This is a genomic window from Roseateles noduli (assembly GCF_050626985.1).
GTDB classification, from domain to species: Bacteria; Pseudomonadota; Gammaproteobacteria; order Burkholderiales; family Burkholderiaceae_C; genus Roseateles; species Roseateles noduli_A.
Genome location: NZ_CP192463.1, coordinates 2,733,277 through 2,760,211 on the forward strand (window position 1 = coordinate 2,733,277; position 26,935 = coordinate 2,760,211).

Here is a 26,935-nt window from a genome sequence, read left to right on the forward strand (position 1 = left end):
CTTGTCGTCGTTGTTCACGGCAGTCGTCACGAGGTTCTCACTGGGCTTCCTGCTTCGCCACCCATTCGGTGCTCAGCAGCTTGCGATCGATCTTGCCGTTGGGGTTGCGCGGCAGCGGGCCGGCCTTCTGCTCGACGCCGGCGGGAATCATGTAGGCCGGCATGCGCGCCTTGCACAGCGCCAGCAGCGCGGCGCTGTCGAGGGTGTCGGCACCGGCCGGCGGCGTCGCGATCACCTGGATCGTCTGGCCCAGCGTCGCGTGGTCCACGCCGAAGGCCACGCATTCGCCCACCAGTTGCGTCGCGTACAGGATCTCCTCGACCTCGGTCGGGCTGACGCGATAGCCGGAGGTCTTGATCATCTCGTCGCGCCGGCCGATGAAGTACAGGAAGCCTTCGGCGTCCATGCGCACGTTGTCGCCGGAGAAGACCGCGTACTCCGGCAGTTGCAGTCCGGCCTCGCGGCCCGCCGCGCCGGGCGGCAGCAGCTTGTAGCGCTCGGCCGTCTTCTCGGCGTCGTTCCAGTAGCCCATCCCGACCAGCGCGCCGCGGTGCACCAGTTCGCCGGGCTCGTCCGGCGCGCAGGGCGAGCCGTCCTCGCGCAGCACCAGGATCTCGGCGTTCGGGATCGCCTTGCCGATCGAATCGGGCCGGCGGTCGACCTCCTCCGGCGGCAGGTAGGTCGAGCGGAAGGCCTCGGTCAGGCCGTACATCAGGAAGGGCTGCGCCGACGGCACGCGCTGGCGCAGCAGGTTCAGCGTCTCGCGCGGCATGCGCCCGCCGGTGTTGGCGAAGTAGCGCAGCTGCTGGTCGATCGCCGCCGGCCACTCCAGCTGCGCGAGCTGGATGTACAGCGGCGGCACGGCCGTCAGGCCGGTGATGCGGTCGCGCTCCAGCGCCTTGAGCACGTCGCGCGGCATCAGGTAGTTCAGCAGCGACACCGACGCGCCCGCGTGGAAGGCCGTCGTCAGCTGGCTGAAGCCGGCGTCGAAGGACAGCGGCAGCGCGGCCAGCAGGCGATCCTCGGGTCGGTTGCGGAGGTAGCTCGCGACGCTCTTCGCCCCGGCCACCATGTTGCGGTGCGACAGCACCACGCCCTTGGGCCGGCCGGTCGATCCGGAGGTGTAGAGGATGGCCACCATGTCGGTGTCGATGACGCGATGCGCGGTCTGCGCCGGTGCGTCCAGCAGGTCGCTGTAGCGGACCCAGCCGTCCGGCGACGCATCGGACGAAGCCTCAGACGACGAATTCGGCGCGGGATCGACCACGACGACGTGACGCACGGACGGGCAGTCGGCCAGCACCGTCCGCAGCGACGCGAAGCGGTCGCGCGAGGTGATCAGCACGCGCACGTCGCAGTCGCGCACGATGAAGCCGACCTGCTCCGGCTTGAGGATGGGGTTGACCGGCACGAACACGCCGCCCGCGGCCGGCGCCGCGAAACTGGCCACCACCGTCTCCAGCCGCTTGTCGAGGTAGATGCCGACGCGCTCGGCCCGTTGCAGGCCCAGCGACAGCAGCCCGTTGGCCAGCGCGCGGACCTGCGCGGCGAGTCCGGCGTAGTCCAGCGCGCGGGCGCCGTCGCGCAGCGCCGGGGCCGCCGGATCGCGCTCGGCGCTGTGCCAGATCAGGTGCGGAAGCAGGTGGCTGTCGGTGGCGGCGGTCATGAAAAAAGTATCTCACGCGGTCCCCTGGCAATCCCGCACGAAGCCCGCCGGATCCCCTTGGATCCCCTTGGGATGAGGGGGCGCCCCGGGGGTTCCCCCAGAGGGCGACAGTTAAGATCCTCCCCGACCATGAACAGCCAACAACACCTGCTCGCCATCCTCGACGACGTCCTCAGCCTGGAAGGCCGGGCGAAGGACTTCACCGTCGACACCGCGCTGCTGGGCGCGATCCCGGAGCTCGACTCCATGGCGGTCGTCAGCCTGATCACCGCGCTCGAGGAACAGTTCGGCATCGTCGTCGACGACGACGAGATCGACGGCGCCACCTTCGCCACCGTCGGCGCGCTGCTCGACTTCGTGAACGGCAAGCTCGCCGCCTGACGGGCGCCGCGACCGCCACGATCGCCGCCACCGCCGCGCCACCTGCCCATGGCCGCCGCCACCACGCCGCCCTCCCCATCCACGCCGTTCTTCCTGGATGACGGCGCCGGCGGGCAGCGGCTGTGCGTCCACTACCCCGCCACCGGCGCCGCGCGCGGCCAGATCCTGCTCCTGCCGCCCTTCGCGGAGGAGATGAACAAGTCCCGCCGCATGATCGCCCTCGCCGCGCGCGCGTTCGCCGCCGCCGGCTTCGAGGTGCTGACGATCGACCTGCTCGGCTGCGGCGACAGCAGCGGCGACTTCGGCGACGCCACGTGGACACGCTGGCAGCACGACGTGCGTCTGGCCGTCGACTGGCTCGACGCCCGCGCCGTGCCCGGCCCGGATGGCGCGGACCGCGGCGGGAAGCCGCCGCTGTGGCTGTGGGGCCTGCGCGCCGGTGCGCTGCTGGCGCCCGCGGCCTTCGACGCGCTGACCGACCGGCCGCTGCATCTGCTGCTCTGGCAGCCCTTGGCCGCCGGCAAGCTCCAGCTCCAGCAGTTCATGCGCCTGCGCGTCGCGGCCGACCTCATCGGCGGCCAGGCCAAGGGCGCCGTCCAGGCGATGCGCGATCAGCTCGCGCGCGGCGAGCCGGTCGAGATCGCCGGCTACCTGCTCGCGCCCGCGCTGGCCGAAGGTCTCGAATCCGCCCAGTTGAAGCCGTCGGCGCGCGTGCGCCGCGTCGCATGGCTGGAGCTCTCGCCGCGCGAGGACGCGACGCTCACGCCCGCCGCGGCGATGGCCGTCGACGCCTGGACCGCGCAAGGCGCCGAGGTGCGCGCCGCCGTCTGCCAAGGTCCGTCGTTCTGGGCCGCCACCGAGATCGAGGAAGCGCCGCGCCTGATCGAAGCCAGCCTCGCCGCGCTGAACGCCGACGCGGACTTCGCGACCCGACCGGTCGAGGCGGTGCCCGCATGAACGCGACCGCCGCGCCCGCCCATCGCGACAGCGTGCTGCGCATCGACTGCGACGGCCAGGCGCTCTTCGGACTGCTGAGCGAGCCCGTCTTCGCGATCACCGCCGCGTCGACCTCCGCTTCCACGTCCACGTCCGCCGCTGCTTTCACCTCCGCCTCCGCTTCCACGTCGATGAACGCGCCCGCTCCCGACACCGGCGTGCTGCTGATCGTCGGCGGCCCGCAGTACCGCGTGGGCAGCCACCGCCAGTTCACGCTGCTCGGCCGCGCGCTGGCCGGCGCCGGCGTGCCCTGCCTGCGGCTGGACCACCGCGGCATGGGCGACGCGCAAGGCGAGCAGCGCGACTTCGAACAGCTCGACGCCGACATCGCCGCCGCCATCGATGCCTGGCAGCGCGAACACCCGTCGCTGAAGCGCGTGGTGCTCTGGGGCCTGTGCGACGCCGCCTCCGCCGCCCTGCTCTACGTGCATCGCCGTCGCGACCCGCGCGTCGCCGGCCTGTGCCTGGCCAATCCCTGGGTCCGCACCGCGACCAGCCTGGCCCGCGCGCAGGTCAAGCACTACTACCTGGACCGCCTGCGCCAGCCGGCGTTCTGGCGCAAGCTGCTGAGCGGCCGCGTGGGCCTGGGCGCCGTGCGCGAGCTGCTGGGCAAGCTCGCGCAGAGCCGCGCGCCGGCATACGCCGCGGGATCGTCGAGCGCGACGAGTCTGGTCGACACCCGCCACTACACCGAGCAGATGGCCGACGGCCTGCGCGCGTTCGGCGGCCCGGTGCTGCTGATCCTCTCGGGCGACGATGTCTGCGCCAATGAATTCCTGGACCGCTGCCGCGACGGCGGCCCCGCCTGGCAGGGCCTGCTGACCCGCCCCGGCCTGCGCCGCGAAGACCTGCCCGACGCGGACCACACCTTCTCGACCGCCGCCTGGCGCGCCCACGTCGAACGGCTGACCGCCGCCTTCGTGCGCGGCGTGCCCGCCGCCGCCTGACCGCCCTGACCGGTACACCCGGCCCCACCGGAGCCCCGCCATGTCCGTCCCTGCTACCCCCGGCGCCCCTCGTGCCCCCCGTGCCCCTGGCGCCTCTCAAGCGCCTCGCGCCCGCTGGCGCACCCTCGTGCTGGCGCTGGCCGGCGTCGTCGCCGCCCATGCCGCCGTCGCGCAGGGCATGGGCTGCGGCGGACTGGCCAACAACTACGGCCCGTACGACTACCGCCAGTACAAGGACGCGCCCGAGATCGATCCGGTGACCAAGCAGATGTCGCCGCTGCAGATGGTCGAGGGCGCCCACTTCATCGACACCTGCGAGGCGCTGGTCAAGTGCAAGCGCGGCACCATCGGCAGCGACATCGACTACACGCTGCGCGCCTTTCCCAACCACCACCGCGCGCTGGTCGCGATGATGCTCTACGGCGATCGCACCAAGCGCGACCAGCCGCCGGACGCGCTGTTCACCGTCGACTGCTACTTCAAGCGCGCGCTGGCCTGGAAGTCGGACGACGTCATCGTGCGCCTGATCTACGCCGGCTACCTGAACGGCAAGGGCAAGCCCGCGCCCGCCAAGGAGCAGCTGGAAGCGGCGTCCAAGCTGACCGGCGACAACGCCTTCTCGGTCTACAACGTGGGCATGGTCGCGCTGGACCTCAACCAGGTCGACCTGGCGGTCGAGTCCGCCCGCAAGGCCTACGGCGCCGGCATGACGCACCCGGTGTTGCGCCAGCGGCTGATGGCGATCAACCGCTGGCCCGCGGACTTCGTGCTGCCCGGCGAAGCGGCCTCCGCGCCGGCGTCCTCGCCCGCATCGTCACCGGCATCGGCCGCGGCGTCCGCCGCCTCGGCACCTGAGTCCGCCGCGCCGGCCACCGCCCGCTGACCGGGAGGCCGCCGACTTGAGCCCGCCGCCCACCATGATCGCGCCGCGACTGCCTGTCATCGGCTGGCGCACCTTCGCCGGCGCCGCGCACATCGACCAGCACAGCCTGCTCGACCATCCGCGTCACCTGTCGACCACCAGCGGCCGCGCGGCGATCCTGCTGGCGCTGGAATGCCTGGACGTCGGTCCCGGCGACCTGGTGCTGCTGCCGACCTACCACTGCCCGACGATGGTCTCGCCGGTGAAGACGCTCGGCGCCGACGCCGCCTTCTATCCGATCGACGAGCACGGCGCGCCGCGACTGGACTGGCTCTCGGCCCACGTGCCGCCCGCCACCAAGGCGCTGCTGGTGCCGCATTACTTCGGGCTGCCGCAGCCGATGGAAGCGGTGCGCGCCTGGTGCGACGCGCGCGGCATCGCGCTGATCGAGGACTGCGCGCACGCGATGTTCGGTCGCGCCGGCACGCGGCCGATCGGCTCCTGGGGCGACGTCGCCATCGCCAGCCTGACCAAGTTCTTCCCGACGCCCGAGGGCGGCATCCTCGCGCTCAACCGCGCCGACCTGGCGATGCCGGCGCTGACACCGGCCTCGCGGATCGACCAGGTCAAGGCCGGCTCCGACATCCTCCACATGGGCGCCGCGCACGACCGGCTGACCGGCCTGAACCGGCTGATCCGCGGCGCGTTCGCGCTCAAGAGCGCCCTGCGGCATCTGGTGAAGGGCCGGGCGGGCGGCGCGGACGCGACGCCGAGCCGCCATGGCGAGCTCGACGAGGCCGAGGAGATCGACGCCAACATGGCGCTGATCGACCTGCCGCTGTCGCACCGCGCGTTGACGCGCGCCAGCGGATGGATCTCGCGGCGCGTGCCGCGGCGTCGCATCGTCGAGGCGCGCCGGCACCACTACGCGTTCTTCACCGAAGCCTTCTCGCGGCGCGAGGGCGTGCGTCCGCTGCTGCCGACGCTGCCGGCGGACTGCGCGCCCTACGTCTTCCCGCTGTGGGTGCGCACGCCCGATCCGGGCTACGCCGAGATGCGCAAGCTCGGCGTGCCGGTGTCGCGCTGGGACCGGCTCTGGCCCGGCGTGCCGGCGCTGCCCGGCGACGCCGGCAAGTCGTGGTCGCACCACGTGCTGCAGCTCGCCTGCCACCAGGACCTCAGCGACGCCGACCTGCGGCGCATCGTCGAGCAGGTCGAGCGCCTCTTCATCGCGCCCGCGCGCTGAGGGCCAGGCAATGCGGCGCGTGCTCATGGTCTCCTTCCAGTTCCCGCCGATGGCGGGGACCAGCGGCGTGCAACGCGCGTTGCGCTTCGCGCAGCAGCTGCCCGCGTCGGGCTGGATACCGAGCGTGCTGACCGCGCATCCCCGCGTGCATGCGCAGACCGGCACCGACCTTGTCGAGGAGATCCCCGCCGACCTGATCGTGCGCCGCGCCTTCGCGCTGGACGCCGCGCGGCACCTGTCGATCGCGGGCCGTTATCCCGGTTTCCTGGCGCGCCCGGACCGCTGGCACAGCTGGCTGCTCGGCGCCGTGCCTGCCGGCTTGAAGCTGATCCGCGAGACCCGCCCCGACGCGATCTGGAGCACCTACCCGATTCCGACCGCGCACCTGGTCGGAGACTGGCTGTCCCGCCTCAGCGGCCTGCCCTGGGTCGCCGACTTCCGCGATCCGATGGCCCACGACGGGTATCCCGCCGACCCGGTGCTGTGGCAGAGCTTCGCGGCGGTCGAGCGCAAGGTCTTCGCGCGCGCCGCTCGCTTCACGTTCACGACGCCCGGCGCGGCCAGGCTCTATGCGAAGCGCTTCCCCGCCGCCGCCGACCGCATCCGCGTGATCGAGAACGGCTACAGCGAGGACGCGTTCCGGCAGGCTGAACAGGCCATGGGCGTCGGCGGCGAGCGCAGCGGTGCGGAGGCCTCTCTCACCGCCCACGCGGCCCATGCCGCCGAGGTACGCGGCACCGGCCCGCGCGTGCTGCTGCACAGCGGCGTCGTCTATCCCGACTGGCGCAGTCCGGTGCGGCTGTTCGAGGCGCTGGCCGCCGCCAAGGCCGCGGGCCGCATCGATGCCTCGCGCCTGAAGCTGCGCCTGCGCGCGACCGCGCACGACGACTTCGTCCGCGAACTCGCGTTGCGCGTGGGCGTGGCCGACCTGGTCGAACTCGCGCCTCCCATCCCCTATGCCGACGCGCTCGCCGAGATGCTGCGCGCCGACGGCCTGCTGCTGCTGCAGTCCAACGATTGCAACGACCAGATTCCCGCCAAGGCCTACGAATACCTGCGCGCGCGCCGGCCAGTGCTGACGCTGGCCGATCCGGCCGGCGACACCGCGCAGCTGATGCGCCGCGCCGGCCTGCCGCACAACGCGGCGCTGGAAGACGGTCCCGGCGTGGCCGCCGTGCTCGACCGCTTCCTCGACGACCTGTTCCACGGCCGTGCCGCGCTGCCCGCGGCGCCGGCCATCGCCGCAGCCTCGCGCGAGTCCCGCAGCGGCGAACTCGCCCGCGTGCTCGACGAGGCCTGCGCCCCCCAGATGCCTACCGCCGAGGCCCGCCCATGACCCCGACGACTCCGCCTTCCCCGTCTTTCCCGCCTGCCTCGACGGCCTCCGCCGCCCTGCGCTGGACCCTGATCCCGCTGCCGCAGCCCGACGCGGCGGCCGCCTTCGCGCCGCATGCCGCCGCGTGGGACGCGCTGCAGGCGCGCGTTGCGGGCCTGCCGTTCCTGGAGAGCGCCTTCCTCGCGCCGCTGCTGAGCGTCTTCGGCACCGGCCGCGAACGGCTGGCGCTGCTCGGCGATCCGAAGGCTCCACGGGCCGCGGCGATCGTGACGCCGGCCGGCACCGCGCAATGGACCACCTTCCAGCCCTCGCAGCTGCCGCTGGGCGCCTGGTTGAGCGCCGGCGGCGAGGCCCTCGAGCCCTTGGCGGACGGCCTGCTGCGCGCGCTGCCGCTGCCCGCGCTCGCGCTGGGCCTGACGCAGATCGACAGCCTGTTCCACCCTCGCCCCGCCGACGGCACGCGCTGGCGCGGACAGGACTACATCGACACCGCCTGGGTCGACCTGACCGGCGACTTCGCGACCTATTGGGAAGCACGCGGCAAGAACCTGCGCCAGAACCTGAAGAAGCAGCAGAAGAAGCTGGATACGGCGGGCACCATCACGCGACTGGAGTGCCTGACGCGGCCCGAGGATGTCGCCCCCGCGCTGACGAACTACGGCCGGCTGGAAGCCAGCGGCTGGAAGGGTTCCGAAGGCACGGCGATCGCGCCGGGGCATCCGCAGTACGAGTTCTATCGCGCGATGCTGGAAGCCTTCGCGCGCGCCGGCCGGGTCCGGCTCTACCAGTACTGGTTCGACGACGCCGTCGTCGCGATGGACCTGTGCATCGAGTCGGGCGGCAAGATCGTGATCCTCAAGACCGCCTACGACGAGGCGCACAAGGCCGTGTCGCCGTCGACGCTGATGCGCCAGCTGCAGTTCCAGCAGCTGTTCGACGCGGCCGCGGCCGGCGGTCCGATCCGCCGCATCGAGTTCTACGGCAAGGTCATGGAGTGGCATACGCGCTGGACCGCCGACGCGCGTCCGGTCTATCACGCCACGCTGTACCGCTGGGGCTGGGTGCCGGCGCTCAAGCGCCTACTGCGTCGCGGCGGCGGCGAACCCGGCGCCGAGGCGGCGCAGGAGAGTGCGGCCAAGACCCCTGAGGCGGCTTCGGCAGGAATGCCGGACGCGGCTTCTGCAGCGATGCCGGAGACGGCCTCTGCAGCGACGCCCGCGACGGCGATGGCATCGACATCGCCGACGCCGCCCCCGGCGCGCGCGGAGTCCGCGTCGTGAAGGCCGGTTCATGAGCAAGAGCCCGTCCGTGCGCGGCGCGCTGGCCTGGTCCTTCGGCGAGCGCTACCTGAGCCTGCTGATCACCGTGCCGACCACGATGATCCTGGCGCGGCTGCTGACGCCGACGCAGGTGGGCGTCTATTCGCTGTGCGCGGTGGTCACGAACCTGGCGTCCATCCTGCGCGACTTCGGCGTCAGCGAGTACCTCATCCAGGAGCGCGAGCTCGACCGCGAGAAGCTGCGCAGCGCCTTCACCATCACGCTGCTGATGGCCTGGAGCATCGCGCTGGTGATCCTGGGCGGCCGCTTCCTGCTGGCCGACTGGTACCACGAGCCGCTGCTGGCGGACCTGCTGCTGGTGCTGAGCCTCAACTTCGTGATGCTGCCGCTGGCCTCGCCCTCCTTCGCGCTGCTCAACCGCGAGATGGCCTTCCACCAGATCTTCCTCGTGCAGGTCAGCGCCAACGCCGCCAACTCGGCCACCAGCATCGCGCTGGCCTGGAGCGGCCATGGCGCGATGAGCCTGGCCTGGGGCCCGGTGGTCGGCATCGCGGTGCAGGTGGCGATCCTCGTCTGGCTGCGGCCGCGCGACGCGCTGCTGATGCCGCGCCTGCGCGGCGCGGGCCGGCAGTTGCGCTTCGGCGCGATGTTCACCGGCTCGCGGCTGGTGGAATCGGGCTCGCGCAACGGCCATGAACTGATCATCGGCAAGGTCTTCGGCTTCACCTCGCTGGGGCTGTTCAGCCGCGCGACGGGGCTGATCGACCTGCTCGGGCAGACGGTGAGCTCGGCCATCCTGCGCGTCGCGACGCCCGCGCTGGCGGCGGACCACCGCGCCGGCCACAGCCTGGTCGGACCGTACGCGAAGGGCACGGCCATCTTCACCGGCATCGCCTGGCCCTTCATGGGCGGCGTGGCGCTGATGTCAGGCGACATCATCGCGCTGCTGTTCGGCCCACAATGGCACGAGGCCGCGCCGCTGGCCACGCTGCTCGCGCTGGCCGGCCTGCCCTACGCGCTGACGATGCTGGCGCCCAACGCGCTGGCGGCCACCGGCCAGATCCGCCGCCGGCTGTCGGTGGCTCTCTGGTACGGACCGACGCACCTGGCCTGCGTCGGGATGGCCGCGTTCTGGAACCTGCACGCGGTGGCGGCGGTGTTCGTCATCGGCAACCTGGTGCAGGTCGCGATGTACACGCGCCACCTGACCGAAGTGCTGAAGGCCACGCCGCGCGAGCTGTTCGCGCCCAGCTGGGTCAGCGTGCAACTGACCTTGGGCTGCTGTGCCGGCCTCGGGCTGGCGCAACTGGCCAGCCATGAGTTGAGCCTGCCGTTGATCCCGCGCATCGTCCTGTGCGTCGTCGCCGGCGCCGGTGCTTGGCTGGCCTGCGCCGCGCTGCTGCGGCATCCGGCGATGACCGAGGTCCGTCGCGCCCTGACCCATCTCCGGAGCCGCCATGCCTGAGCTGACACCGTCCCTGGCCGTGCCCGCCACCGCCGCGCCGATCCGCCCCGGCGAGGCGCTGCGCTGGGCGATGTTCCGCGCGCTGGAGCGCCTCAGCGACCTGCGCGGCAACAACACGCTGGGCGCGTTCTCGGTGACGCCGGCCGACGCGTCGGGTCCGGCGCTGTGGTTCTACGTGACGACGATCGGCGAGCTCAACGCGGTCGCACCGATGATCGAGTGGCTGATCGCACAGCGGCCCGACCTGCGTCCGGTGCTGATCACCGAGCATCCGCATTACCGCGACGCCTACCTGGCCCGGCTGCCGCAGGCGGTGGTCTGCACCAGCCGCGGTCACAGCGCCGATGCGCGCCGGCTCGCCCGCCTGCTGCCGCCGGCGATGCTGGCCGTGGCGGAGATCCCCTGCCTGCCGTCGGAGGCGCCCTGCCGCTTCTCCTACGCCTTCCTGCGCGAGGCACGCCGCCACAACGCCGCCACGCTGATGCTCAACGGCTGGCTGTACCACTACGACCCGCCGGCGCGGCTGGACCAGATGGAGCGCCGGCTGCTGGAGCGCGACTTCCTGAACGCCTTCGACGTGCTGTGCGTGCAGGACGCCGAGACCGCGCGACAGCTCGAGGCGCGCGGCGCGCCGCGCGAGCGGCTGCAGGTGACGGGCAACATGAAGTTCGACGCGATGCGCCGCGCCGACTGGGGCGTCGAGCAGGCCACGCGCAGCCCGCGACTGCTCGGCCATCTGCTCGCGTCGGCCCGGCCCATCGTGGTCGGCGGCTGCGTCACCGAGCTCGCCGAGCAGCACCAGGTGCTGGCCGCCTTCGAACGGCTGCGGCGCACGCATCCCGACGCGCTGCTGATCCTGGCGCCGCGGCATCCGGAGAACCTCGAGCGCATGGGCGAGCTGCTGGGCCAGCTCGGCGAGGCGGGACTGCGGGTCACGCGGCGCTCGCAGATCAAGGACGCGCCGCTCGCGGCCGACGTGCAATGCCTTGTGCTGGACACCGTCGGCGAGCTGCGGGACTTCTACGCGGCGGCGAGCGTCGCGCATGTGGGCGTGGACCACAACGTGCTGGAGCCGCTGGGGCTGAACAAGCCGCTGACGATCCGCGGCGGCTGGGACACGACCTATCCGTCCTATCCGGTCTACCGCCTGCTGCGCGATCGCGGCGTGCTGCACGAGTGCGACGACGCGGCCTCGATGTGCGACTACTGGCTGGCCGCGATCGAACGCGCGCCGCGCATCGCCGACGACCTGCGACGCACCGAGGACGCGCTGGCGTCGATGCGGGGATCGGTGGCCCGGCACCAGGCCGCGTGCGCGGCCCGGATCGGGCGCTGAGCAGCCGGTGCAGTCCTGGTCCGCCGGACCGATGGACCCCTCAATCTTTCTGCTTCAACGCGTCGCGCGTCGCTTCCAGCAGCGCGCGGCCGTTCAGCGCGTCGGGCTCGAGGTGGTTGCCCTCGGCCCATTCGTTCCAGGCATTGATGAACACCACCTGACGCTGCGGCGGCTGGTGCTTGCGCGTCCACGCGAGCGCGGCCTCGAGCCAGCGGCGATAACGCTGCGGCGTGCTGTTCATGAGAATCGTCGCGCCCCCCGAGGAGCGCCGCGCGCTGTTGTCGAAGCCGGGACTGACGCAGCGCAGGAACGGATAGTCCGGCGCCGGCTTGGCCAGCACGCCGTCGACCATCCGGTCGTAGTCGAAGAAGTTGTGCTGGCCGTAGGCCTTGGGCAGCAGGCCCAGCGCCATCGCCAGGCGCGACTTCCAGCCGGTGAAGTGCTTGCCGCCCAGGCGCCGCCAGTCCGGTGCGAATTCGATGGACAGGTCCAGCCCGACCTCGCGCGGATCGGCGCCGGAGCCGGTGCCGCTCCATTCGAACTGGGCCAGCGTCAGCTCGCCGACGCCCTCCTCGCGCGCGATGCGGCGCCACGTCGCCAGCGTGCGTCGCGGATCGGGCAGGTGATCGACCTTGTAGACGATGAACAGCGGCTTGCCGTCGATGCGGATGTAGCGCGGATCGCGGAAGTGCGGCAGCAGCGTGCGGATGTGCGCCTCGTCGTCCTCGTCCGAGTAGCGCTGCTCGATCAGCATCTCCCGGTCCTTGCCGTTCCAGGCGCGGGTCCAGTTCTCGTTGGCCCAGGCCAGGCAGTAAGGGAAATCGGGCTCGCCGCTGGCGCGGATCTCCTCGATCGGACGCTCCATCAGGCGCTCGCCGGTGAACCAGTAGTGGTAGTAGCAGAAGCCGCCGATGCCGTGCTCGCGGGCCAGCTCGGCCTGCGCGGCGCGCGCCTCGGGCAGGCGCAGGTCGTAGAACCCGAGCTCGCCCGGCAGGCGCGGCTGGTAATGGCCCTTGTACAGCGGCCTGGCCTTGGCGACGTTGCGCCACTCGGTGAAGCCCTTGCCCCACCAGGCGTCGTTCTGACGGAACGGGTGGAACTGCGGCAGCACGATGGCGATGGCGAGCGGGTTCTCCGCGGAGGAGGCCGGCGTCGAAGACGCGTGCGCGTCCGCGCGGTCCGGCGTGGCGAGGGAATCGGGCGTCATGCGGTTCATCGGGAAACGAGGGCTTGCAGCGCCTCGCGCCATTGGGCGGCGATGGCACGCGTGGAGTAGTCGCGCTCGATGGCGGGCATCGCGGCACGCGCGCGGGCGGCCAGCGGCGCCGGATCGGCGATGTGGTCGGCCAGGTGGTCCCAGTCGTCCAGCGCGCAGTGCGCGCGCCACGGCTGGTAATCGGGCAAGGGGTCGGCCATCACCGGCACGCCCTGGGCGAGCGCCAGCAGCATGCGGTTGTTGCTCTTGGCCATCGTGAAGGCGGTCATGCGGGTGGGCAGCAGCACCAGGTCCTGCTCGCCGAGCAGCGACAGGAAATGCAGGCGGTCCCAGGGCCGGTAGCGATGCGGGAAGGCGGCGCGACCGAGCAGCTCGCGATAGCGTTGCTCGGAGTTGCTGACCACCGTCAGCCGCAGCGGCTGACGCCGCGAGGCGGCCTCCAGCAGCGGCAGCAGCGGTTCGAGCTCGGCCATGCCGCCGGTCGCGTAGGCGCTGCCGTGATTGCCGAACCACACCAGTTGACGGGCGACGCGGCGCTGCGCGCGGTGCTCGCGCAACTCGCGCCAGGCGCGCCACTGACCGCGCCAGCGACCCGGATGCATGCGGTGCGGCCAGGATTCGAAGTCGCGCGCGGCGGCGGGCGTCTCGACCGGATCGCCGACGACCCGCACCGGCGCGGCGGCACGCAGGTCGGCGGGCAGCTCCGCCTCCAGCAAGGGCTTCAGGCCCGGCGAGGACACGGTGAACAACGCGAACAGCGGCAGTGCCTCGCGGTAGGCGGTCAGCAGCTCGGCCCGGGCGGGGTCGCCGGACTCGTTCAGGAAGTAGTTGTCGAAGCTGTCCAGCACCAGCCGGACGCCGCGTTCACGGGCCTGGGCCAGACGCCGGGTCCGGTCGCGCAGCGCGGCCGGCGAGCCGGCATCGAGCAGCCATTTCGCCTGGACCACCAGCACGCCGTCTTCGGGCAGCGGCTGCGAGTCCGGCGCCGGATCCAGCACGCGCGAGACCAGACCCGAGCGGCGCAATTCGCGGCTCGGCATCAGGCAGCGCAGGCGCACGCCGGCATAGGCCGGGTTCAGCGCGTGAGGCATCCAGTGAATCTGCAAACCGGCTCCAGCGCCCGCCTCCGGCGGCGGGCAGGCCGCGATTGTGCGGCATGGTCGGAAGCCGCCCCCCGAAGCGCGGCCCTCCAAGTGGGTGGGGTCGGGGACGGGTGCGCCGACGCATTTCCACGCCAGAATCCGCCGGGGGAATTCCACGCCGCGTGGGCGCCCCTTCCCTTGCCTCCTGGCCGCTTCGCCGGTCCGTACACAACGATGACGACGAGCACCGCCACCTTCCTTTCCACTGGTCAACCGGTGCTGCCGGGTCTCTCCGCCGATGTCCCGGCCGCGCAACGCGACGCCGCGTGGCAGACGCTGCTGTCGGCGACCGATCCGGCGCCGGCGCTGGCGCAGGTCGGCGGACGCTTCTCGGTGGCATGGCAGCAGCCCGGCGGACGCACGCTGCTGGCGACGGACCGCTTCGGCATCGAGCCGCTGTGCTACCGCATCGTCGGGCACGAGCTGCAGTTCGCGACCCGCGCGGACGACCTGGCCGGGGACGACGTCGACCTCGACCCGCAGGCGCTGTTCGACTACCTCTACTTCCACGTCATCCCGTCGCCGCGGACGGTGTTCCGCAACATCTTCCGGCTGCCGCCGGGGCACGTCGCGATCTTCGAGCGCGGCGAGCTGCGCGTGACGCCGTACTGGACGCCGACCTTCCGCGCCGATCCGTCGCCCCGGCTCGAGGACCTGAAGGTCGAGTTCAAGGAGATCCTGCAGCGCTCCGTGCAACGGGCGATGCACGCGCCGGACGCGGCCTGCTTCCTGAGCGGCGGCACGGACAGCTCGACGGTCGCGGGCATGTTGAGCCGCGTGGCGGGGCGGCCGGCGGACACCTACTCGATCGGCTTCGAGGCCGAGGGCTACGACGAGATGGCCTTCGCGCGCATCGCGGCCAAGCACTTCGGCTGCCGGCATCACGAGTACTACGTGACGCCGAAGGACCTGGTCGACGGGATCGCGAAAGTCGCAACGCATTACGACCAGCCCTTCGGCAACAGCTCGGCGCTGCCGGCCTACTACTGCGCGCGCCGGGCCTACGACAACGGCGTGCGGCACCTGCTGGCCGGCGACGGCGGGGACGAGCTCTTCGGCGGCAACACCCGCTATGCGAAGCAGACGGTGTTCTCCTGGTACGGCAACGTGCCGGGTCCGCTGCGCGACTTCGTGCTGCAGCCGGTGTTCGGCTCGCCGATCGGCAAGCTGCCGCTGCTGAAGAAGGGCGCCAGCTACATCGACCAGGCGCGGGTGCCGATGCCGGACCGGCTGCAGAGCTACAACCTGCTGACGCGGCTGGGCATGGCCGACGTGCTGGAGACGGACTTCCTGCGTCGCGTGGATCCCCTGGGGCCGCAGAAGCAGCAGCGCCAGGTGTGGGGCGGGCTGAAGACCGGCAAGCTGGTGGACCGGATGCTGGCCTTCGACTGGCGCTACACGCTGGCGGACACCGATCTGCCCAAGGTGGTCGGCACGACGCGGCTGGCGGGGACCTCTGTCGGATTCCCGATGCTGGACGACGAACTGCTGGCCTTCTCCGAGCGCCTGCCGGCGGACTACAAGCTCAAGGGGCTGCAGCTGCGCTGGTTCTTCAAGGAGGCGCTGCGCGGCTTTCTGCCCGACGAGATCATCGTCAAGAAGAAGCAGGGCTTCGGCCTGCCCTTCGGCGTCTGGGCCACGCGCGACGCCAACCTGCGCGCGCTGGCGGAGGACTCGCTCGGCAGCCTGGCCACGCGCGGCATCGTCCGCCCGCAGTTCATCCAGAGCCTGCTCAGGGAACGGCTGCCGGAACACCCCGGGTACTACGGCGAGATGGTGTGGATCCTGATGATGCTGGAGCAGTGGCTGCGGGGGCGGCGGCCAAATTACCGGGTCTGAGTCCGCTGCCTTTCGAACTTTCGGACTTTCGGACTTTCGGACCGCCGGACGTCACGACACCAGCACAGGGAAGTCCAGGGGCTGCCCTGTGAGGACGGGTGGCGACACGTCGTCCGGGTCCCCTCGAAAGTCCATGATCGGATCCAGCGACAGCAGCCAATCCGCGGCGCGCTGGTTCTCGAAGGCGAAGCCCAGGCCGCGCCAGATGATGCCGCGCGCCACCAGTCCGTCGAGGGCCGACTCGATGTCCTCCCGCGCAGGATCCGGGGCCCGGGGAACACCCAGCAGCATCTCCAGGACTTCCGCGGCGCGTCGACGGCACCACGTGGCATGCGGCGAGAAGCGAGGTCCGGTTTCCGCCATCACACGCAGCAACGCCAGTTCCAGGTCGGCCAGCGATCGGAGCTTCGCGACGAACTCCCCCTTGCCCTCGGCAGCACGATCGGCGACCAGCAACTGGAACAGTTGATCGACCGCGCCTTCCGATCGGATGTCGGTCTCTCCCAATTGCTTGCAGACATCCATCAGTTCGCGAGGACGATGCAGCAGCAGCTCAAAGCCCTTGACCATCAGTTCCGGGTTCAGCCTCAGCAGGCCCGGCATCTGTTCCCTGAGCCAGAAGACGAACCCGGTTCCGAGATGGGGCAGATCCCGCACCGTGGCGTCATAGAACGCCTCTTCCTTGGAGGACAGCAGTTTCCTCAGCTTGTGCGTGTGCGATCCCGTCGCCACGACGCGCACGCCGGTTCCTCGGCCGATGTTCAGGTGGTCCGAACTGCGCATGAGGGCAAAGAGCACGTTGCGCCCGTGCTCCGTGGACTGGCTGCGCTGCACCTCGTCCATGACGATGACCAGGCGCTTCCCGGCCTTCTGCGAGAGCGCCTTGAGCACATCGAGCACACCGTCCGTGTAGACCGCCTGGGCCTGGGCCACATTCATCTCGAGGCCGCCCAACCGGATGTTCGTGAGCCCGAGGCTCCGCGCCGCGCGCAGCACCACGCCATCGAAGCGCTGCAGCTCCGTCCTCAGTGCGTGCAGGCTTGCTTGTCCAGGCTCCGCGTTCCGATAGGCCGCCAGATCGATATGGACCACGTGTACGTCGTGCTCGGCGTGCAGCATCGGGAGCAGGTCTTCGCGGACGAATGTGCTTTTGCCGGTGCGACGCGGACCGGTGAGCAGCAAGCCCGACTCGCGAGGGCGCGACATCAGGTCATTCGCGATCTGGGACGCCAACTGACGACGGGGAAAGAGCAGACCCGGGTCGTCAACGTCGAGATCGGAAGACTCCGGATCGCACTGACTGACCGGGCGTGGAATTTGAAGCATGGATCACCTCCAGACCACAAATTCTTAGCCCGTCCGAACACGTCGAAATTCAACGGGGCCGGCGAAACGGGGTCAGTCGTTGCGTCGCGCCCACGAACTGGCAGGAATCTTTTGGGGGTGTTTGTCCACAGACAACCGAAGTTCCATCCCTAGAACTTTTGCGTCCGAAAAGCGACGATCCGCAGCGGCACCCGGAGGCGCCGGGCGTGCTCAGACCACCGCGGCCGGTCCGCCCATGCGCGCGTTGCGCATCATCCGCGCGGCAAACATCGCGGTGGAGTTCCCCCACGGCGTGTAGCGCGGCAGCTGGAACAGGTCGGCGCCCGGCAGCGCCACGCCGGGGGCGGTGCTGACCGCTGCCTCGAAGCCGAGATCGCGCAGCATCGCCGCGTGACCCGCGTCGTAGTCGCGCACCGGCCGACCGTTCGGATACGCGAAGCTGCGCACCGGCCGCCCCAGCAGCGCCGCGAGGTGGTCGCGTCCCGCCTGCACCTGCTCGCGCGCGCCGTCGGGCGACAAGGTCGTCAGCACCGTGTGGTCCACCGTGTGGCCGCCGATCTCGTGGCCCGCGTCGGCCAGTTGCTTCAATTGCGCGTCGGTGAGCATCAGGTCGTCCGGCATCGCGCCGACCGGCTGCGCCGCCAGCATCCGGCGCAGTTGCGCCTCGCGCTCGTCCGGCGCCAGGTACTTCAGCTGCACCTGCAGCGCGGACACGGCCTTCAGACGTTCCTCGGTCGTCGCGACCGGATGCACGCCCATTCCCACCGCCGACAGGTCCAGCACCGGCCCCGGCACCAGACGCACGAACTCGACCACCGTGTCGCTGAACATGCGGCCGCCGTTCAGGTAGCCGGTCGCGATGAACACCGTCGCGCGCGCGCCGTGACGCGCCAGGATCGGATGCGCCACCGTCCAGTTGTCCGCATAGCCGTCGTCGAAGGTGATGCACGCCGCGCGCTTCGGCAGGCGCCCCTCGCGCAGCGCAAGCGCCGCGTCGCTCACCGTCATCAGCGAGAAGTGCCGCGACAGGAAGGACACCTGCGCCTCGAAACGCGCCGCGTCGATCTCGCCCGGCCGCATCGCGTCCGGCGCGGGCAGCACGCGGTGATAGATCAGGATGCTCAACGCCGGCTCGCCGCGCGGCCAGCCGAGCAGGCTCAGCGACGCCAGCATCAGGTGCCTCCCCAGTACGGCGAATGCACGTCCCGCGGCGCCTGCCCCGCCGCGACGGCGGCCTGCTTGCGCCCCGCCACCTCCGCGGCGACGACGCGGTTCGCCACCACCACGATCAGCACGAGGTAGTACGGCAGGTCGAAATACACGAGGCTCAGGAACGCCCCGCCAGTCGCATAACCGATCAGGCCCACCTGGCACATCGCCGACAGGTCCCGCGCCCACTGCAGTTCGGGCAGGTCCTTGGCGGACCGGATGGTCGCGCTCGCCAGCCGCCAGGTCGTCGCGAAGATGCCGACGAAGATCGCCAGGCCCAGGAAACCGTGCTCCCCCATCGCCTGGAAGTAGATGCTGTGCGCCGTCAGCGGCACCGACGGATCGGGCGCGTACTTCGCGAACACCGCCGGCCCCGCGACCGTGAAGCCGCCGCCGAACGGGAACAGGTCGATCGCCAGCCGCCAGGCCATCTGCCACGCGTTGATCCGCCCCATCGCCGACGAGTCCTGGTCGTAGGTCTTGATGGTCTCCATCCGGCTGGTCCAGCTGTCCGGCATGAAGACGAAGATCAGCGGCAGCGCCACCAGCACCACCAGCGCCAGCGGCAGCTTGTTGCGGCTCTTCATCCACATGAAGAACGACATCGTCACGATCGCGAGGAAGGCGCCGCGTGACTGCGATCCCACCGCCGACGCCATGCACAGCAGCATCGCCGCGGTGGCCAGGTGGCGTTGCCAGCGCTTGGTGGCCTGCAGCTGCAGGTAGCGGATCAGCGGCACCGTCATGATGGTCGCCAGCGCCAGCGAGTTGTTGTCCTCGATGAACGAGCCCTCCGGCCCCCACACCCGCGCCGAGCCGCCGGACAGCACGGTGAACACGCCGCCCTTGATGCCGTAGTAGCCGATCGAGATCACCAGCACCAGCACCAGCCAGTCCAGGTCGCGCCGCCGCTTCACCACCAGCAGCGACACCAGCACCATCAGCAGCACCTTGAACGCGCGCGACCAGAAGTGCATCTCCTTGTCCGGGTAGAACGAGAACAGCAGCGGCGACACGCCGATCCACAGGATCCAGATCGACAGCAGGATGGTCACCGCGTTGACGGGGAACTTCACCAGCTTGTCCCGGTGCACCATCAGGCTCGCGAACAGCGCCAGCGCGATCACCATCGACCACGGCGCGTCGTGCGCGAAGCCGTAGGCCAGGCGGTGCGGGTTCATCACCCCCATCCACACCCAGCCCAGCACGCCCCACATCGGGTCCTTGAAGGTCTTGTAGATCAGGGCCACGAACAGGCCCAGCATCAGCAGGTCACGCATGGCGCAGCTCCGGCGACCGCCGCGCGGCCAGGATGCGGTGGAACAGGTCGAGCTGGCCTTGCGTCGTCGCGTCCCAGCTGAAACGCTCGGCGTAGCGCCGCGTCGCCGCGCGGTCGCGGGGCGACGCGCGCAGGCGGCGCACGGCCTCGGCCACGCCCGACGCGGTGCGTTCGGGCATCAGCTCGCCGGCTTCGGGGCTGGCCACGACCTCGGGCGTGCCCCACACGTTGGACGCCGCCACCGGCGTGCCGCAGGCCATCGCCTCCAGCAGCACGTTGGCCCAGCCCTCGCGGCTCGACGCCAGCACCAGCGCGTCCACGCCGGCATAGACCTCGCGCAGCCGCGCCTGCGGCAGCGCGCCGAGGAACCGCACCCGCGACGCCACGCCCAGCGACTCGGCCAGGCGGCGCAACGCGCCCTCCTCCGGGCCGGTGCCGGCGATCAGCAGATCGACGTCGGGCAGTTCGGCGAGCGCGCCGATGACCAGCTCATGACCCTTGCGCTCGATCAGATGGCCGACCGAGGCCAGCGTGAAGCGCCCGGCCGCCAGGCCCAGCGCGGCGCGGGCCTCGTCGCGGCCGGCCGGATGGAAGAGCGTCAGGTCCACGCCGTTGCGCAGCGCGGTCACCTTCGCGGCGTCCGCGCCCAGCGCGACCAGCTCGTCCTTGAGCGCCTCGCACACGGTGATCATCGCGTCGGCCTGCGCCGCCGCGCGCAGGATCAGCTTGCGCGGGAAGGCGTGCTGCGGGATCAGGTTGATGTCGGTGCCGCGCGCGGTGATCACCACCGGCTTGTTCAGCGCCCGCGCCACCATCACCGCGGCGACGCCGTCGGGATAGAAGTAGTGCGCGTCGATCAGGTCGAAGTCGTAACCCGTCGCCTGCAGTTGCCGCGCCGCGCGCAGGAAGGTCCAGGCCAGCGTGTAGGGCGCGCTGCTCATGCCGACCTTGGGCAGGCGCACGAAGCGCGGATGCGTGATGTCCAGGCCGTGGCGCGACTCGCGCGCCGGCGTCGCGGCGAACTTGCCGTACTCGCCGAAGCGCTCGCCCTTGAGCGGAAACCACGGCACCGGCGCGATGACGCGGGATTCAGCCTGCCCCGACGCGACCAGGTGACGCAGCCGGGTCTCCACGAAGATGCCGTGGCCGGGCATCACCGCGCTCGGGTACAGCGTCGAGAAGGTCAGCAGCTTCAGCATGGCTCAGGCCTTCGCGTCCTCGGCAGGGGACGTCGCCGCGGTGGCGGCCTCGACGGCGGGCGTGACGGCGGACGTGATGGCGGACGTGACGGCGCCCGGGGCAATGGCCGCGTGAGCGGCCTGCTGCGCCTCGCAAGCGCCCTGCCCGCTCTTCAATGCCCGGCCCAGCGCCACGACGCGCGCGGCGTTGCCGTGCCAGGTCAGCTGCAGTCGACCAATCGTGGCGCGCGCGCCCTCGCCCAGACGTCGGCGCAGCGCCTCATCCGACGCCAGCCGCGCCAGCAGCGCTTCCAGCGCGCCGGCCTGCGCCGGATCGAAGAGCAAGGCGTTGAGGTCGTCGTCCAGCACTTCCTCGATGTTGGGCTGGTTCGGCGCGACGATGGCCTTGCCCAGCGCCAGGTATTCGAAAAGCTTGAGCGGCGACGCGTAGGCGACCACCGCCGGCTGCAGCGCGATGTCGAAGGCGGCCACGTAGGCGGGTACCGCGTCGCGCGAGACGACGCCGGTGAAGCGCACACGCTCGCCGAGCTTCAGCTCGCCGGCCAGCGCTTCGAGCTCGGCCCGCGCCGGCCCGTCGCCGACCAGCAGCAGCCGTGCATTGGCGGGCGCCGCGTCCGTCGCCATCCAGCGGATCACGCGGTCCATGCCGTGCCAGTCGCGCACGAAGCCGGTGAACCCCAGCACCAGCGCGCCGTCCCAGCCGAGCGTGCGCTTGGCCTCCTCGGACGACGGCGCCGCGTCGAAGTGTTCCTCGTTGATGCCGTTCGGGATCACGACCAGCCGCTCCTGCGGCACGCCGCGCGCGCCGACCATCGCGCCGAGCACCTGGGTCACCGGCAGCACCGCGTCGGCGCCGCGCCAGACGGTGTCCTCGGCCCAGCGCGCGATGCGCGGCAGGGCCAGGCCGCCGAACTTCGCGCGCTCGTCGACCAGCGGCGCGTTCACCTCCAGCAGCAGCGGCACGCGCAGGCGGCGCTTGAGCATCAGCCCGCTGAGCAGGAAGAGGTTGTAGCGCTCGTAGATCAGGTCGGGCTGGAAGTCCCGGGCCGCCGCCGCGAGTCGCCGGTAGGCCACCAGCGAGTACGCCAGCTCCAGCAGCTCGTAGACGAACTTGGGCAGCTTCGCGCGCAGGCGATGCACCCAGCCGGTGTCGTCGCCCATCTTCGCCTTGTCCTCGGGCGCCGACTCGCCGCCGGGCGCGACCACGCGCACCTCGTAGCCGAGCGCGCGCAGGGAGCCGATCATCTCCTCGATGTGGACCGCCTGGCCGTCCTTGGACGCGGTGCGATGGTGGTAGAGGATCTTCACGCCGCCTCGCGCATCGAGGTCGCGCCCATCACGTTGCGCAGGAACGCGTCGTACATCAGCAGCGTCCACAGCGGCGTGCTGTGATCGCGGCTGCCGTTCTCATGCTGCTCGACCATCTGGCCGACGGTCTTCAGGTCGAACATGCCGGAATCCGCGAGCGGCCCGCCCAGCAGCGAATGGCGCACGCGCTGGCGCAGCGGTCCGCGGAACCAGCGCGACAAAGGCACGGCGAAGCCCATCTTGGGCCGGTACAGCACGTCGTTGGGCAGGTGCGGCTCGAGCGTCTTCTTGAACAGGTACTTGCCCTCGCCGCCGCGCAGCTTCAGGTGGGACGGCAGCGTCGCCAGCCACTCGACCAGCGGGTGGTCCATCAGCGGCTCGCGCACCTCCAGCGAATGGGCCATCGACGCGCGGTCCACCTTGGTGTTGATGTCGCCGACCAGGTAGGTGTGCGTGTCGATGTACTGGATCAGCGCCAGCGGATCGTCGGTGTTGGCGCGTTCGGCGTGCTGCAGGAACAGGTCGCGCGCGTTGTAGCCGCCGAGCTCCGACTTGAAGCGCGCGCTGTACAGCGGCATGCGCTCGTTGTCGCGGATCACGGACATCGTGTGGAAGTAGGCCTCCACCGAGTTGCGCGCCAGCGCCTGGAAGGTCGTCTTCGCGCGGAACACGCGCGGCGCCCAGTCCGCCTTCGGATAGAGCCGGCCCAGCGTGCCGAACAGCGGCTTGCGCAGCCCCAGCGGGAGGCTGGCGCGCATGCGCTCTTCCATCATGTGCAGCTTGTAGCGGCGGTAGCCGCCAAAGCTCTCGTCGCCGCCGTCGCCCGACAGCGCCACCGTCACGTGCTTGCGCGCGAGCTGGCAGACGCGGTACGTCGGGATCGCGGAGCTGTCGGCATAGGGCTCGTCGTAGAGCCGCGCCAGCGTGTCGATCAGGTCGAAGTCGTCGCTCTGCACGGTTTCGACGTGGTGCTCGGTCTGGTAGCGGTCCGCCACCCTCTGCGCGAATTCGGACTCGTTGTACTGCGGGTCGTCGAACGCGATCGAACAGGTCTTCACCGGCCCGTTGGTCTCGCCGGCCATCATCGCCACGACCGCGCTCGAGTCCACGCCGCCCGACAGGAAGGCGCCCAGCGGCACTTCGGCGATCAGGCGCAGCTTGACCGACTCGCGCAGGCGGCGGGTCAGTTCTTCCTGCGCCTGGACCTCGTCGATCTTGCTGTCGGTCGTGAAGCTGACGTCCCAGTAGCGGCGCGGCTGGCCCAGCGGCTCGCCGCGCCGGATCACCAGCGTGTGCGCCGGCGGCAGCTTCAGCGCCTGACGGAAGATGGTGCGCGGCTCGGCGACGTAGCCCAGCGCGAAGTACTCCTCCACCGCCTGCGGGACGATGTCGCGCTTCATGCCCGGATGCGCGAGCAGCGCCTTCAGCTCGGAGCCGAAGACCAGCGTGCCGTCGTCCAGCAGCCCGTAGAACATCGGCTTCACGCCGAGCCGGTCGCGCGCCATGAAGAGCTGGTCGCGCGCCTTGTCCCAGATCACGAACGCGAACATGCCGCGCAGCTTCTGCACGCAGGCCTCGCCCCAGGCGGACCAGGCGTGCACGATGACCTCGGTGTCGCTCTTCGTCTGGAACTGGTAGCCGAGCGCGGTGAGCTCGTCGGTCAGCTGCTGGTAGTTGTAGATCTCGCCGTTGAAGACGATGCCCACCGAATGGTCCGCGTTGAACAGCGGCTGCTGGCCCGTCGCGATGTCGATGATGGACAGCCGGCGGTGGCCGAAGGCCAGCCCGGGCTGCAGGTGGATCGAGCCTTCGTCGGGGCCGCGATGGTGCAGCGAGTCGTTGATGCGATGCATCAGCGCGCCGTCGAAGTCGCGCCGCCCCCGGGTATCGAAAAGTCCGCTGATTCCGCACATGGTCGTACCCCGTGTCAATTCTTGTGGCTGGCGGCATTGTGGCCGCGCAGCGTGTCATACAGGCCCTGGTACCGAGCGACCATGGCACGCATGCTGAAATCCTGCTCGACCCGCGCGCGGCCGGCCTCGCCCATCGCCACCGCGCCCTCCGGATCGCGCGCCAGGCGCAGCAGCGCCGCGGCCATCGCCGCGGGATCCGCCGCCGGCACCAGCAGTCCGCTGACGTCGCGCGTGACCAGGTCCGCGTTGCCGCCGACCTCGGTCGCGACCACCGGCAGCCCGCTGGCCATCGCCTCGAGGATGGTGTTGGAGATGCCCTCCGCCAGCGACGGCAGCGCGAAGACGTGCAGACCGCGCATCACCGCCGGCACGTCGGTGCGTTCGCCGGGGAGCCAGGCGAGCTCGCTCAGGCCGGCCTCGTCGAGCAAGACCTGGCACTGCGCCCGCAGCGGACCGTCGCCGATCAGCACCAGCCGCGCGCGCGCGCGCAGGTCCGGCGCCTGGCCGATCAGCGCGATGAAGGCGCGCGTCAGCATCAGCTGGTCCTTCACCGGCGCCATGCGGCCGACGGTGCCGATCAGCCAGTGCGCGGCGGGATCGAAGGGGCAGCCCGGGATGGCCTCGACCTGCTGGCGTTGGAAGCGCAGGGTGTCGACGCCATTGACGAACTGGCTCACGCGCGCCGGCGGCACGCCGACCGGACCGGTCAGGTAGTCGCCGAGGTCGCGCGAGAGCGCGATGTAGTGCGAGACGAAGGGCTTGTAGAAGCGCCGCACGCGCTGGTAGGCGCGGTTGCGGCCGTCCAGGTCGCCGACGTCGCGGCCGTGCTCGCCGTGGATGCGCACCGGCACGCGCGCGGCCCAGGCCGGCAGCTGGACTTCCAGCGCCGCCAGGTTGCGGCTGTGCACGATGGCCGGCTTGAGCGCGCGGAACAGCTTGTAGAGCTTGGGATAGAGCCAGAAGCCCTGCCCCGGCGGCTTGTCCAGCGCGAAGCACTCGACGTCGTCGCGCTGCAGCCGCTTGCGGAAATCGGTGACCTCGGTGAGGGCGACGATCGCGTGCCGGTAGCGGTCGGCCGGCATGTGGTTGATCAGGTTCACCACGCCGTTCTCGAGACCGCCCGTGTCGAAGCGGTACATCACGTGCAGCACCAGCGGCCGCTCGTCCGCGGCCGCGAGCGCGCGCTCGACGCTCAGGCCGGCGCTCATGTCGGCGCCCCTGGCGACGAGGGCGTCAATGTCGTTGGCGTCGTTGGCGTCGTCGAAGGCGCGCCCCGTGCGCCGCCGTCGCGCACGCGGCGGAGTTCGCCATCGATCGTGCCCCAGTGCTGGCGCAGGAAGAGCTCCAGCCGCTGCGGCGCCAGCTCGTCGGCCTCGGTGTAGACGAGCACCAGCGCCGCGTCGTCGCCGCGGCCCTGGAGCCGCTCCAGCGCGCCGCGCACGCGCGCCTGCCAGGCGCTCGTCATCGGCCGGCCGTTGATCCAGTACACGTGCCACACCAGCATCCGCGGCGCGGTCACCGCGTCCAGCGACGAGGCGCGCACCTGCGTGGTCAGCACGGGGACCGGCGCCGCCGGGACGCCGGTGACCGGCGAGAACGCCGCCTCGCCGCGGCCGGTGACGGCCCAGTGCTTGTCCTCGGCGGCCACGACGGCGTTGCTGGAACTGACCAGCTTGCGTTCGTAGTCCTGATCGCGGAAGTACTGCAGGTGCAGCCCGACACGCGGCTTCCCGGCGCCGACCTGGGCCGGGCCGGTGAACTCCTGGTGCAGCGCGGCGTTGGCGCCTTCGAAGTCCGGCACCCAGGCGTCGGACGGGACCGTCTGGTCCGACCAGCCCGGCTCCGCGGACACCGCGGGCAGCGCGGCGATCGGGGCCGAGTGCCCCTGGCGCAGCAGCACGCCGGCGGTGATCGGCAACGCGATGGCGAGCAGCACGGCGACGGTCGCCAGCCAGCCCGCACCGGTCGCGGCCGGCGCGACATCGCGCGGCGGCGGCACCAGCGGCAGCTCGGGCTGCGCCCAGCGCGCGCCGATGAGGAACATCGCCAGCATCACGATACCGAAGAACAGCCAGCCGTAGATCAGGTGGTCGACGCCGACCGCCAGCGTGTTGCCCGACAGGTGGCCGATCATCACGATCAGGTAGGCCCGGGCCCAGTTCGCCACCAGCGGCAGCGCCAGCGCGAAGGCGATGAAGCCCAGCCGACGGCGGTTCGAGTGGTAGCTGATGTAGGCGTACAGCGTGCCCACCATCGCCGACGCGATCAGGTAGCGCACGCCGGAGCAGGCCTCGACGACCGACCACTGGCCGCTCGGGATGATGAACTGCAGGCCTTCCTGGTAGACCGGCAGGCCGCTGAGCCGCAACGCGACGACGGTGAACTTCGCGGTCCAGTCCATCAGCTGCGGCAGCAGGAACTCCCCGACCGGCACGCAGAAGAACAGGAAGCCGAGCGGGAAGACCATCTCGCGCGCGATGCGCCAGCCCAGCACGGCCGGCACCAGCAGCACGAGCATGGCGACGAGCGTGAACTGCGTGACCGCGTTGATCGCGGCGAAGTCGGCGAACAGCCAGACCGCGCCGAGCGCCACCAGGGGCAGCGCCAGCCACGGCACCGGCCGCGGCGTCAGCGGCGCGACCATCCCGCGGCGGCGCCAGGCCAGCCACAGCACGATCGGCGGAACCAGGAAGGCATGCGTGAAGGTGCCGGACCGCCACCAGATCGTGACCATGCCCAGCGCCGTCTGCCGGTACAGCAGCAGCAGCGCGACGACGAGCAGCACCAGCACCGCCAGCGGGCGGCGCCAGGCATCGGGGACACCGCGCTGCTGAAGCGCCGACGGCGTGGTGGCGCTCATTGCTGCCCCTCGTCTGCGGCAAGCCGCAGCCGGTCCCCCGAGGGGACGCTGAGCTTGCTTGGGGCGGCCCTGCGCGCGCGCAGTGTTGCCCCCTCGTCTGCGGCAAGCCGCAGCCGGTCCCCCGAGGGG

The 26,935-nt window shown here is 71.1% G+C and carries 21 protein-coding genes; 10 read left to right on the forward strand and 11 right to left on the reverse strand.

Translation table 11 applies throughout. The annotated features are described in order from the left end of the window. Positions 1 to 37: 37 nt before the first annotated feature. On the reverse strand, positions 38 to 1,666 hold the full coding sequence (locus tag ACQ4L4_RS12000; protein WP_431104448.1) for an acyl-CoA ligase (AMP-forming), exosortase A system-associated: 1,629 nt from the start codon (positions 1,664 to 1,666) through the stop codon (positions 38 to 40). A 129-nt stretch (positions 1,667 to 1,795) separates the two neighbouring features. Here ACQ4L4_RS12000 and ACQ4L4_RS12005 point away from each other — a divergent pair, with 129 nt between their 5' ends. Genes ACQ4L4_RS12005 through ACQ4L4_RS12045 form a run of 9 tightly spaced genes read left to right on the forward strand, consistent with a single transcriptional unit; the run spans position 1,796 to position 11,515 of the window. Then, the gene (locus tag ACQ4L4_RS12005) at positions 1,796 to 2,047 is read left to right on the forward strand and encodes an acyl carrier protein (RefSeq protein ID WP_067274648.1); all 252 of its coding nucleotides are present in this window, start codon (positions 1,796 to 1,798) and stop codon (positions 2,045 to 2,047) included. Between the two features lie 48 nt (positions 2,048 to 2,095). Continuing rightward, on the forward strand, positions 2,096 to 3,004 hold the full coding sequence (locus ACQ4L4_RS12010) for a hydrolase 2, exosortase A system-associated (protein WP_431104449.1): 909 nt from the start codon (positions 2,096 to 2,098) through the stop codon (positions 3,002 to 3,004). Continuing rightward, complete coding sequence (locus ACQ4L4_RS12015) at positions 3,001 to 3,990, forward strand: hydrolase 1, exosortase A system-associated (protein ID WP_431104450.1); 990 nt, start codon at positions 3,001 to 3,003, stop codon at positions 3,988 to 3,990. Before ACQ4L4_RS12010 ends, ACQ4L4_RS12015 begins: the two co-directional genes overlap by 4 nt. A gap of 40 nt (positions 3,991 to 4,030) precedes the next feature. Further along, a complete protein-coding gene (locus ACQ4L4_RS12020; RefSeq protein ID WP_431104451.1) occupies positions 4,031 to 4,873 on the forward strand; it encodes a tetratricopeptide repeat protein in 843 nt (280 codons plus the stop codon). Positions 4,874 to 4,889: 16 nt separating this feature from the next. Beyond that, positions 4,890 to 6,098 (forward strand): DegT/DnrJ/EryC1/StrS family aminotransferase, encoded by a 1,209-nt coding sequence (locus tag ACQ4L4_RS12025; RefSeq protein ID WP_431104452.1) that lies wholly within the window; start codon positions 4,890 to 4,892, stop codon positions 6,096 to 6,098. A 25-nt stretch (positions 6,099 to 6,123) separates the two neighbouring features. Continuing rightward, positions 6,124 to 7,434, forward strand: a complete 1,311-nt coding sequence (locus tag ACQ4L4_RS12030; protein WP_431104928.1) for a glycosyltransferase — start codon at positions 6,124 to 6,126, stop codon at positions 7,432 to 7,434. Then, on the forward strand, positions 7,431 to 8,714 hold the full coding sequence (locus ACQ4L4_RS12035; protein WP_431104453.1) for a GNAT family N-acetyltransferase: 1,284 nt from the start codon (positions 7,431 to 7,433) through the stop codon (positions 8,712 to 8,714). Before ACQ4L4_RS12030 ends, ACQ4L4_RS12035 begins: the two co-directional genes overlap by 4 nt. A 10-nt stretch (positions 8,715 to 8,724) precedes the next feature. Beyond that, complete coding sequence (locus ACQ4L4_RS12040) at positions 8,725 to 10,179, forward strand: lipopolysaccharide biosynthesis protein (RefSeq protein WP_431104454.1); 1,455 nt, start codon at positions 8,725 to 8,727, stop codon at positions 10,177 to 10,179. Continuing rightward, the gene (locus tag ACQ4L4_RS12045) at positions 10,172 to 11,515 is read left to right on the forward strand and encodes a 3-deoxy-D-manno-octulosonic acid transferase (RefSeq protein WP_431104455.1); all 1,344 of its coding nucleotides are present in this window, start codon (positions 10,172 to 10,174) and stop codon (positions 11,513 to 11,515) included. Before ACQ4L4_RS12040 ends, ACQ4L4_RS12045 begins: the two co-directional genes overlap by 8 nt. Positions 11,516 to 11,555: 40 nt before the next feature. Here the strand turns inward: ACQ4L4_RS12045 and ACQ4L4_RS12050 are convergent, their stop codons facing one another. Both ACQ4L4_RS12050 and ACQ4L4_RS12055 read right to left on the reverse strand, forming a co-directional pair. Further along, on the reverse strand, positions 11,556 to 12,722 hold the full coding sequence (locus tag ACQ4L4_RS12050) for a glycosyltransferase WbsX family protein (RefSeq protein ID WP_431104456.1): 1,167 nt from the start codon (positions 12,720 to 12,722) through the stop codon (positions 11,556 to 11,558). 5 nt (positions 12,723 to 12,727) lie between these two features. Then, a complete protein-coding gene (locus ACQ4L4_RS12055; RefSeq protein ID WP_431104457.1) occupies positions 12,728 to 13,822 on the reverse strand; it encodes a hypothetical protein in 1,095 nt (364 codons plus the stop codon). A gap of 225 nt (positions 13,823 to 14,047) precedes the next feature. On the opposite strand from ACQ4L4_RS12055, the gene ACQ4L4_RS12060 reads away from it, so the two are divergent. Continuing rightward, positions 14,048 to 15,712 (forward strand): asparagine synthetase B family protein, encoded by a 1,665-nt coding sequence (locus tag ACQ4L4_RS12060; RefSeq protein WP_431104458.1) that lies wholly within the window; start codon positions 14,048 to 14,050, stop codon positions 15,710 to 15,712. A 51-nt stretch (positions 15,713 to 15,763) separates the two neighbouring features. On the opposite strand, the gene ACQ4L4_RS12065 is transcribed toward ACQ4L4_RS12060, so the two are convergent. The 8 genes from ACQ4L4_RS12065 to xrtA form a co-directional block, all read right to left on the reverse strand. Then, complete coding sequence (locus ACQ4L4_RS12065; protein WP_431104459.1) at positions 15,764 to 17,038, reverse strand: hypothetical protein; 1,275 nt, start codon at positions 17,036 to 17,038, stop codon at positions 15,764 to 15,766. A gap of 210 nt (positions 17,039 to 17,248) precedes the next feature. Continuing rightward, entirely contained in the window at positions 17,249 to 18,211 is a 963-nt protein-coding gene (locus ACQ4L4_RS12070; protein ID WP_431104460.1) for a polysaccharide deacetylase family protein, read from the reverse strand. After that, positions 18,211 to 19,527, reverse strand: coding sequence for a putative O-glycosylation ligase, exosortase A system-associated (locus tag ACQ4L4_RS12075; protein WP_431104461.1), 1,317 nt, complete (start codon positions 19,525 to 19,527; stop codon positions 18,211 to 18,213). The genes ACQ4L4_RS12070 and ACQ4L4_RS12075 overlap by 1 nt, the downstream gene beginning before the upstream one ends. Next, a complete protein-coding gene (locus tag ACQ4L4_RS12080) occupies positions 19,520 to 20,722 on the reverse strand; it encodes a glycosyltransferase family 4 protein (protein WP_431104929.1) in 1,203 nt (400 codons plus the stop codon). Before ACQ4L4_RS12080 ends, ACQ4L4_RS12075 begins: the two co-directional genes overlap by 8 nt. A gap of 6 nt (positions 20,723 to 20,728) precedes the next feature. Then, entirely contained in the window at positions 20,729 to 22,033 is a 1,305-nt protein-coding gene (locus ACQ4L4_RS12085; RefSeq protein WP_431104462.1) for a glycosyltransferase family 4 protein, read from the reverse strand. After that, complete coding sequence (locus ACQ4L4_RS12090) at positions 22,030 to 23,946, reverse strand: XrtA/PEP-CTERM system amidotransferase (RefSeq protein WP_431104463.1); 1,917 nt, start codon at positions 23,944 to 23,946, stop codon at positions 22,030 to 22,032. The genes ACQ4L4_RS12085 and ACQ4L4_RS12090 overlap by 4 nt, the downstream gene beginning before the upstream one ends. A gap of 14 nt (positions 23,947 to 23,960) precedes the next feature. Beyond that, a complete protein-coding gene (locus ACQ4L4_RS12095) occupies positions 23,961 to 25,154 on the reverse strand; it encodes a TIGR03088 family PEP-CTERM/XrtA system glycosyltransferase (RefSeq protein ID WP_431104464.1) in 1,194 nt (397 codons plus the stop codon). Continuing rightward, entirely contained in the window at positions 25,151 to 26,806 is a 1,656-nt protein-coding gene (gene xrtA, locus ACQ4L4_RS12100) for an exosortase A (RefSeq protein WP_431104465.1), read from the reverse strand. The genes ACQ4L4_RS12095 and xrtA overlap by 4 nt, the downstream gene beginning before the upstream one ends. Positions 26,807 to 26,935 lie beyond the last annotated feature (129 nt).

Coding starts and splice junctions, on each gene's coding strand:
- ACQ4L4_RS12000 (WP_431104448.1), bottom strand. CDS start 1,666: ATGACCGCCGCCACCGACAGCCACCTGCTTCCGCACCTGATCTGGCAC.
- ACQ4L4_RS12005 (WP_067274648.1), top strand. CDS start 1,796: ATGAACAGCCAACAACACCTGCTCGCCATCCTCGACGACGTCCTCAGC.
- ACQ4L4_RS12010 (WP_431104449.1), top strand. CDS start 2,096: ATGGCCGCCGCCACCACGCCGCCCTCCCCATCCACGCCGTTCTTCCTG.
- ACQ4L4_RS12015 (WP_431104450.1), top strand. CDS start 3,001: ATGAACGCGACCGCCGCGCCCGCCCATCGCGACAGCGTGCTGCGCATC.
- ACQ4L4_RS12020 (WP_431104451.1), top strand. CDS start 4,031: ATGTCCGTCCCTGCTACCCCCGGCGCCCCTCGTGCCCCCCGTGCCCCT.
- ACQ4L4_RS12030 (WP_431104928.1), top strand. CDS start 6,124: ATGGTCTCCTTCCAGTTCCCGCCGATGGCGGGGACCAGCGGCGTGCAA.
- ACQ4L4_RS12035 (WP_431104453.1), top strand. CDS start 7,431: ATGACCCCGACGACTCCGCCTTCCCCGTCTTTCCCGCCTGCCTCGACG.
- ACQ4L4_RS12040 (WP_431104454.1), top strand. CDS start 8,725: ATGAGCAAGAGCCCGTCCGTGCGCGGCGCGCTGGCCTGGTCCTTCGGC.
- ACQ4L4_RS12045 (WP_431104455.1), top strand. CDS start 10,172: ATGCCTGAGCTGACACCGTCCCTGGCCGTGCCCGCCACCGCCGCGCCG.
- ACQ4L4_RS12050 (WP_431104456.1), bottom strand. CDS start 12,722: ATGACGCCCGATTCCCTCGCCACGCCGGACCGCGCGGACGCGCACGCG.
- ACQ4L4_RS12055 (WP_431104457.1), bottom strand. CDS start 13,822: ATGCCTCACGCGCTGAACCCGGCCTATGCCGGCGTGCGCCTGCGCTGC.
- ACQ4L4_RS12060 (WP_431104458.1), top strand. CDS start 14,048: ATGACGACGAGCACCGCCACCTTCCTTTCCACTGGTCAACCGGTGCTG.
- ACQ4L4_RS12065 (WP_431104459.1), bottom strand. CDS start 17,038: ATGCTTCAAATTCCACGCCCGGTCAGTCAGTGCGATCCGGAGTCTTCC.
- ACQ4L4_RS12070 (WP_431104460.1), bottom strand. CDS start 18,211: ATGCTGGCGTCGCTGAGCCTGCTCGGCTGGCCGCGCGGCGAGCCGGCG.
- ACQ4L4_RS12075 (WP_431104461.1), bottom strand. CDS start 19,527: ATGCGTGACCTGCTGATGCTGGGCCTGTTCGTGGCCCTGATCTACAAG.
- ACQ4L4_RS12090 (WP_431104463.1), bottom strand. CDS start 23,946: ATGTGCGGAATCAGCGGACTTTTCGATACCCGGGGGCGGCGCGACTTC.
- ACQ4L4_RS12095 (WP_431104464.1), bottom strand. CDS start 25,154: ATGAGCGCCGGCCTGAGCGTCGAGCGCGCGCTCGCGGCCGCGGACGAG.
- xrtA (WP_431104465.1), bottom strand. CDS start 26,806: ATGAGCGCCACCACGCCGTCGGCGCTTCAGCAGCGCGGTGTCCCCGAT.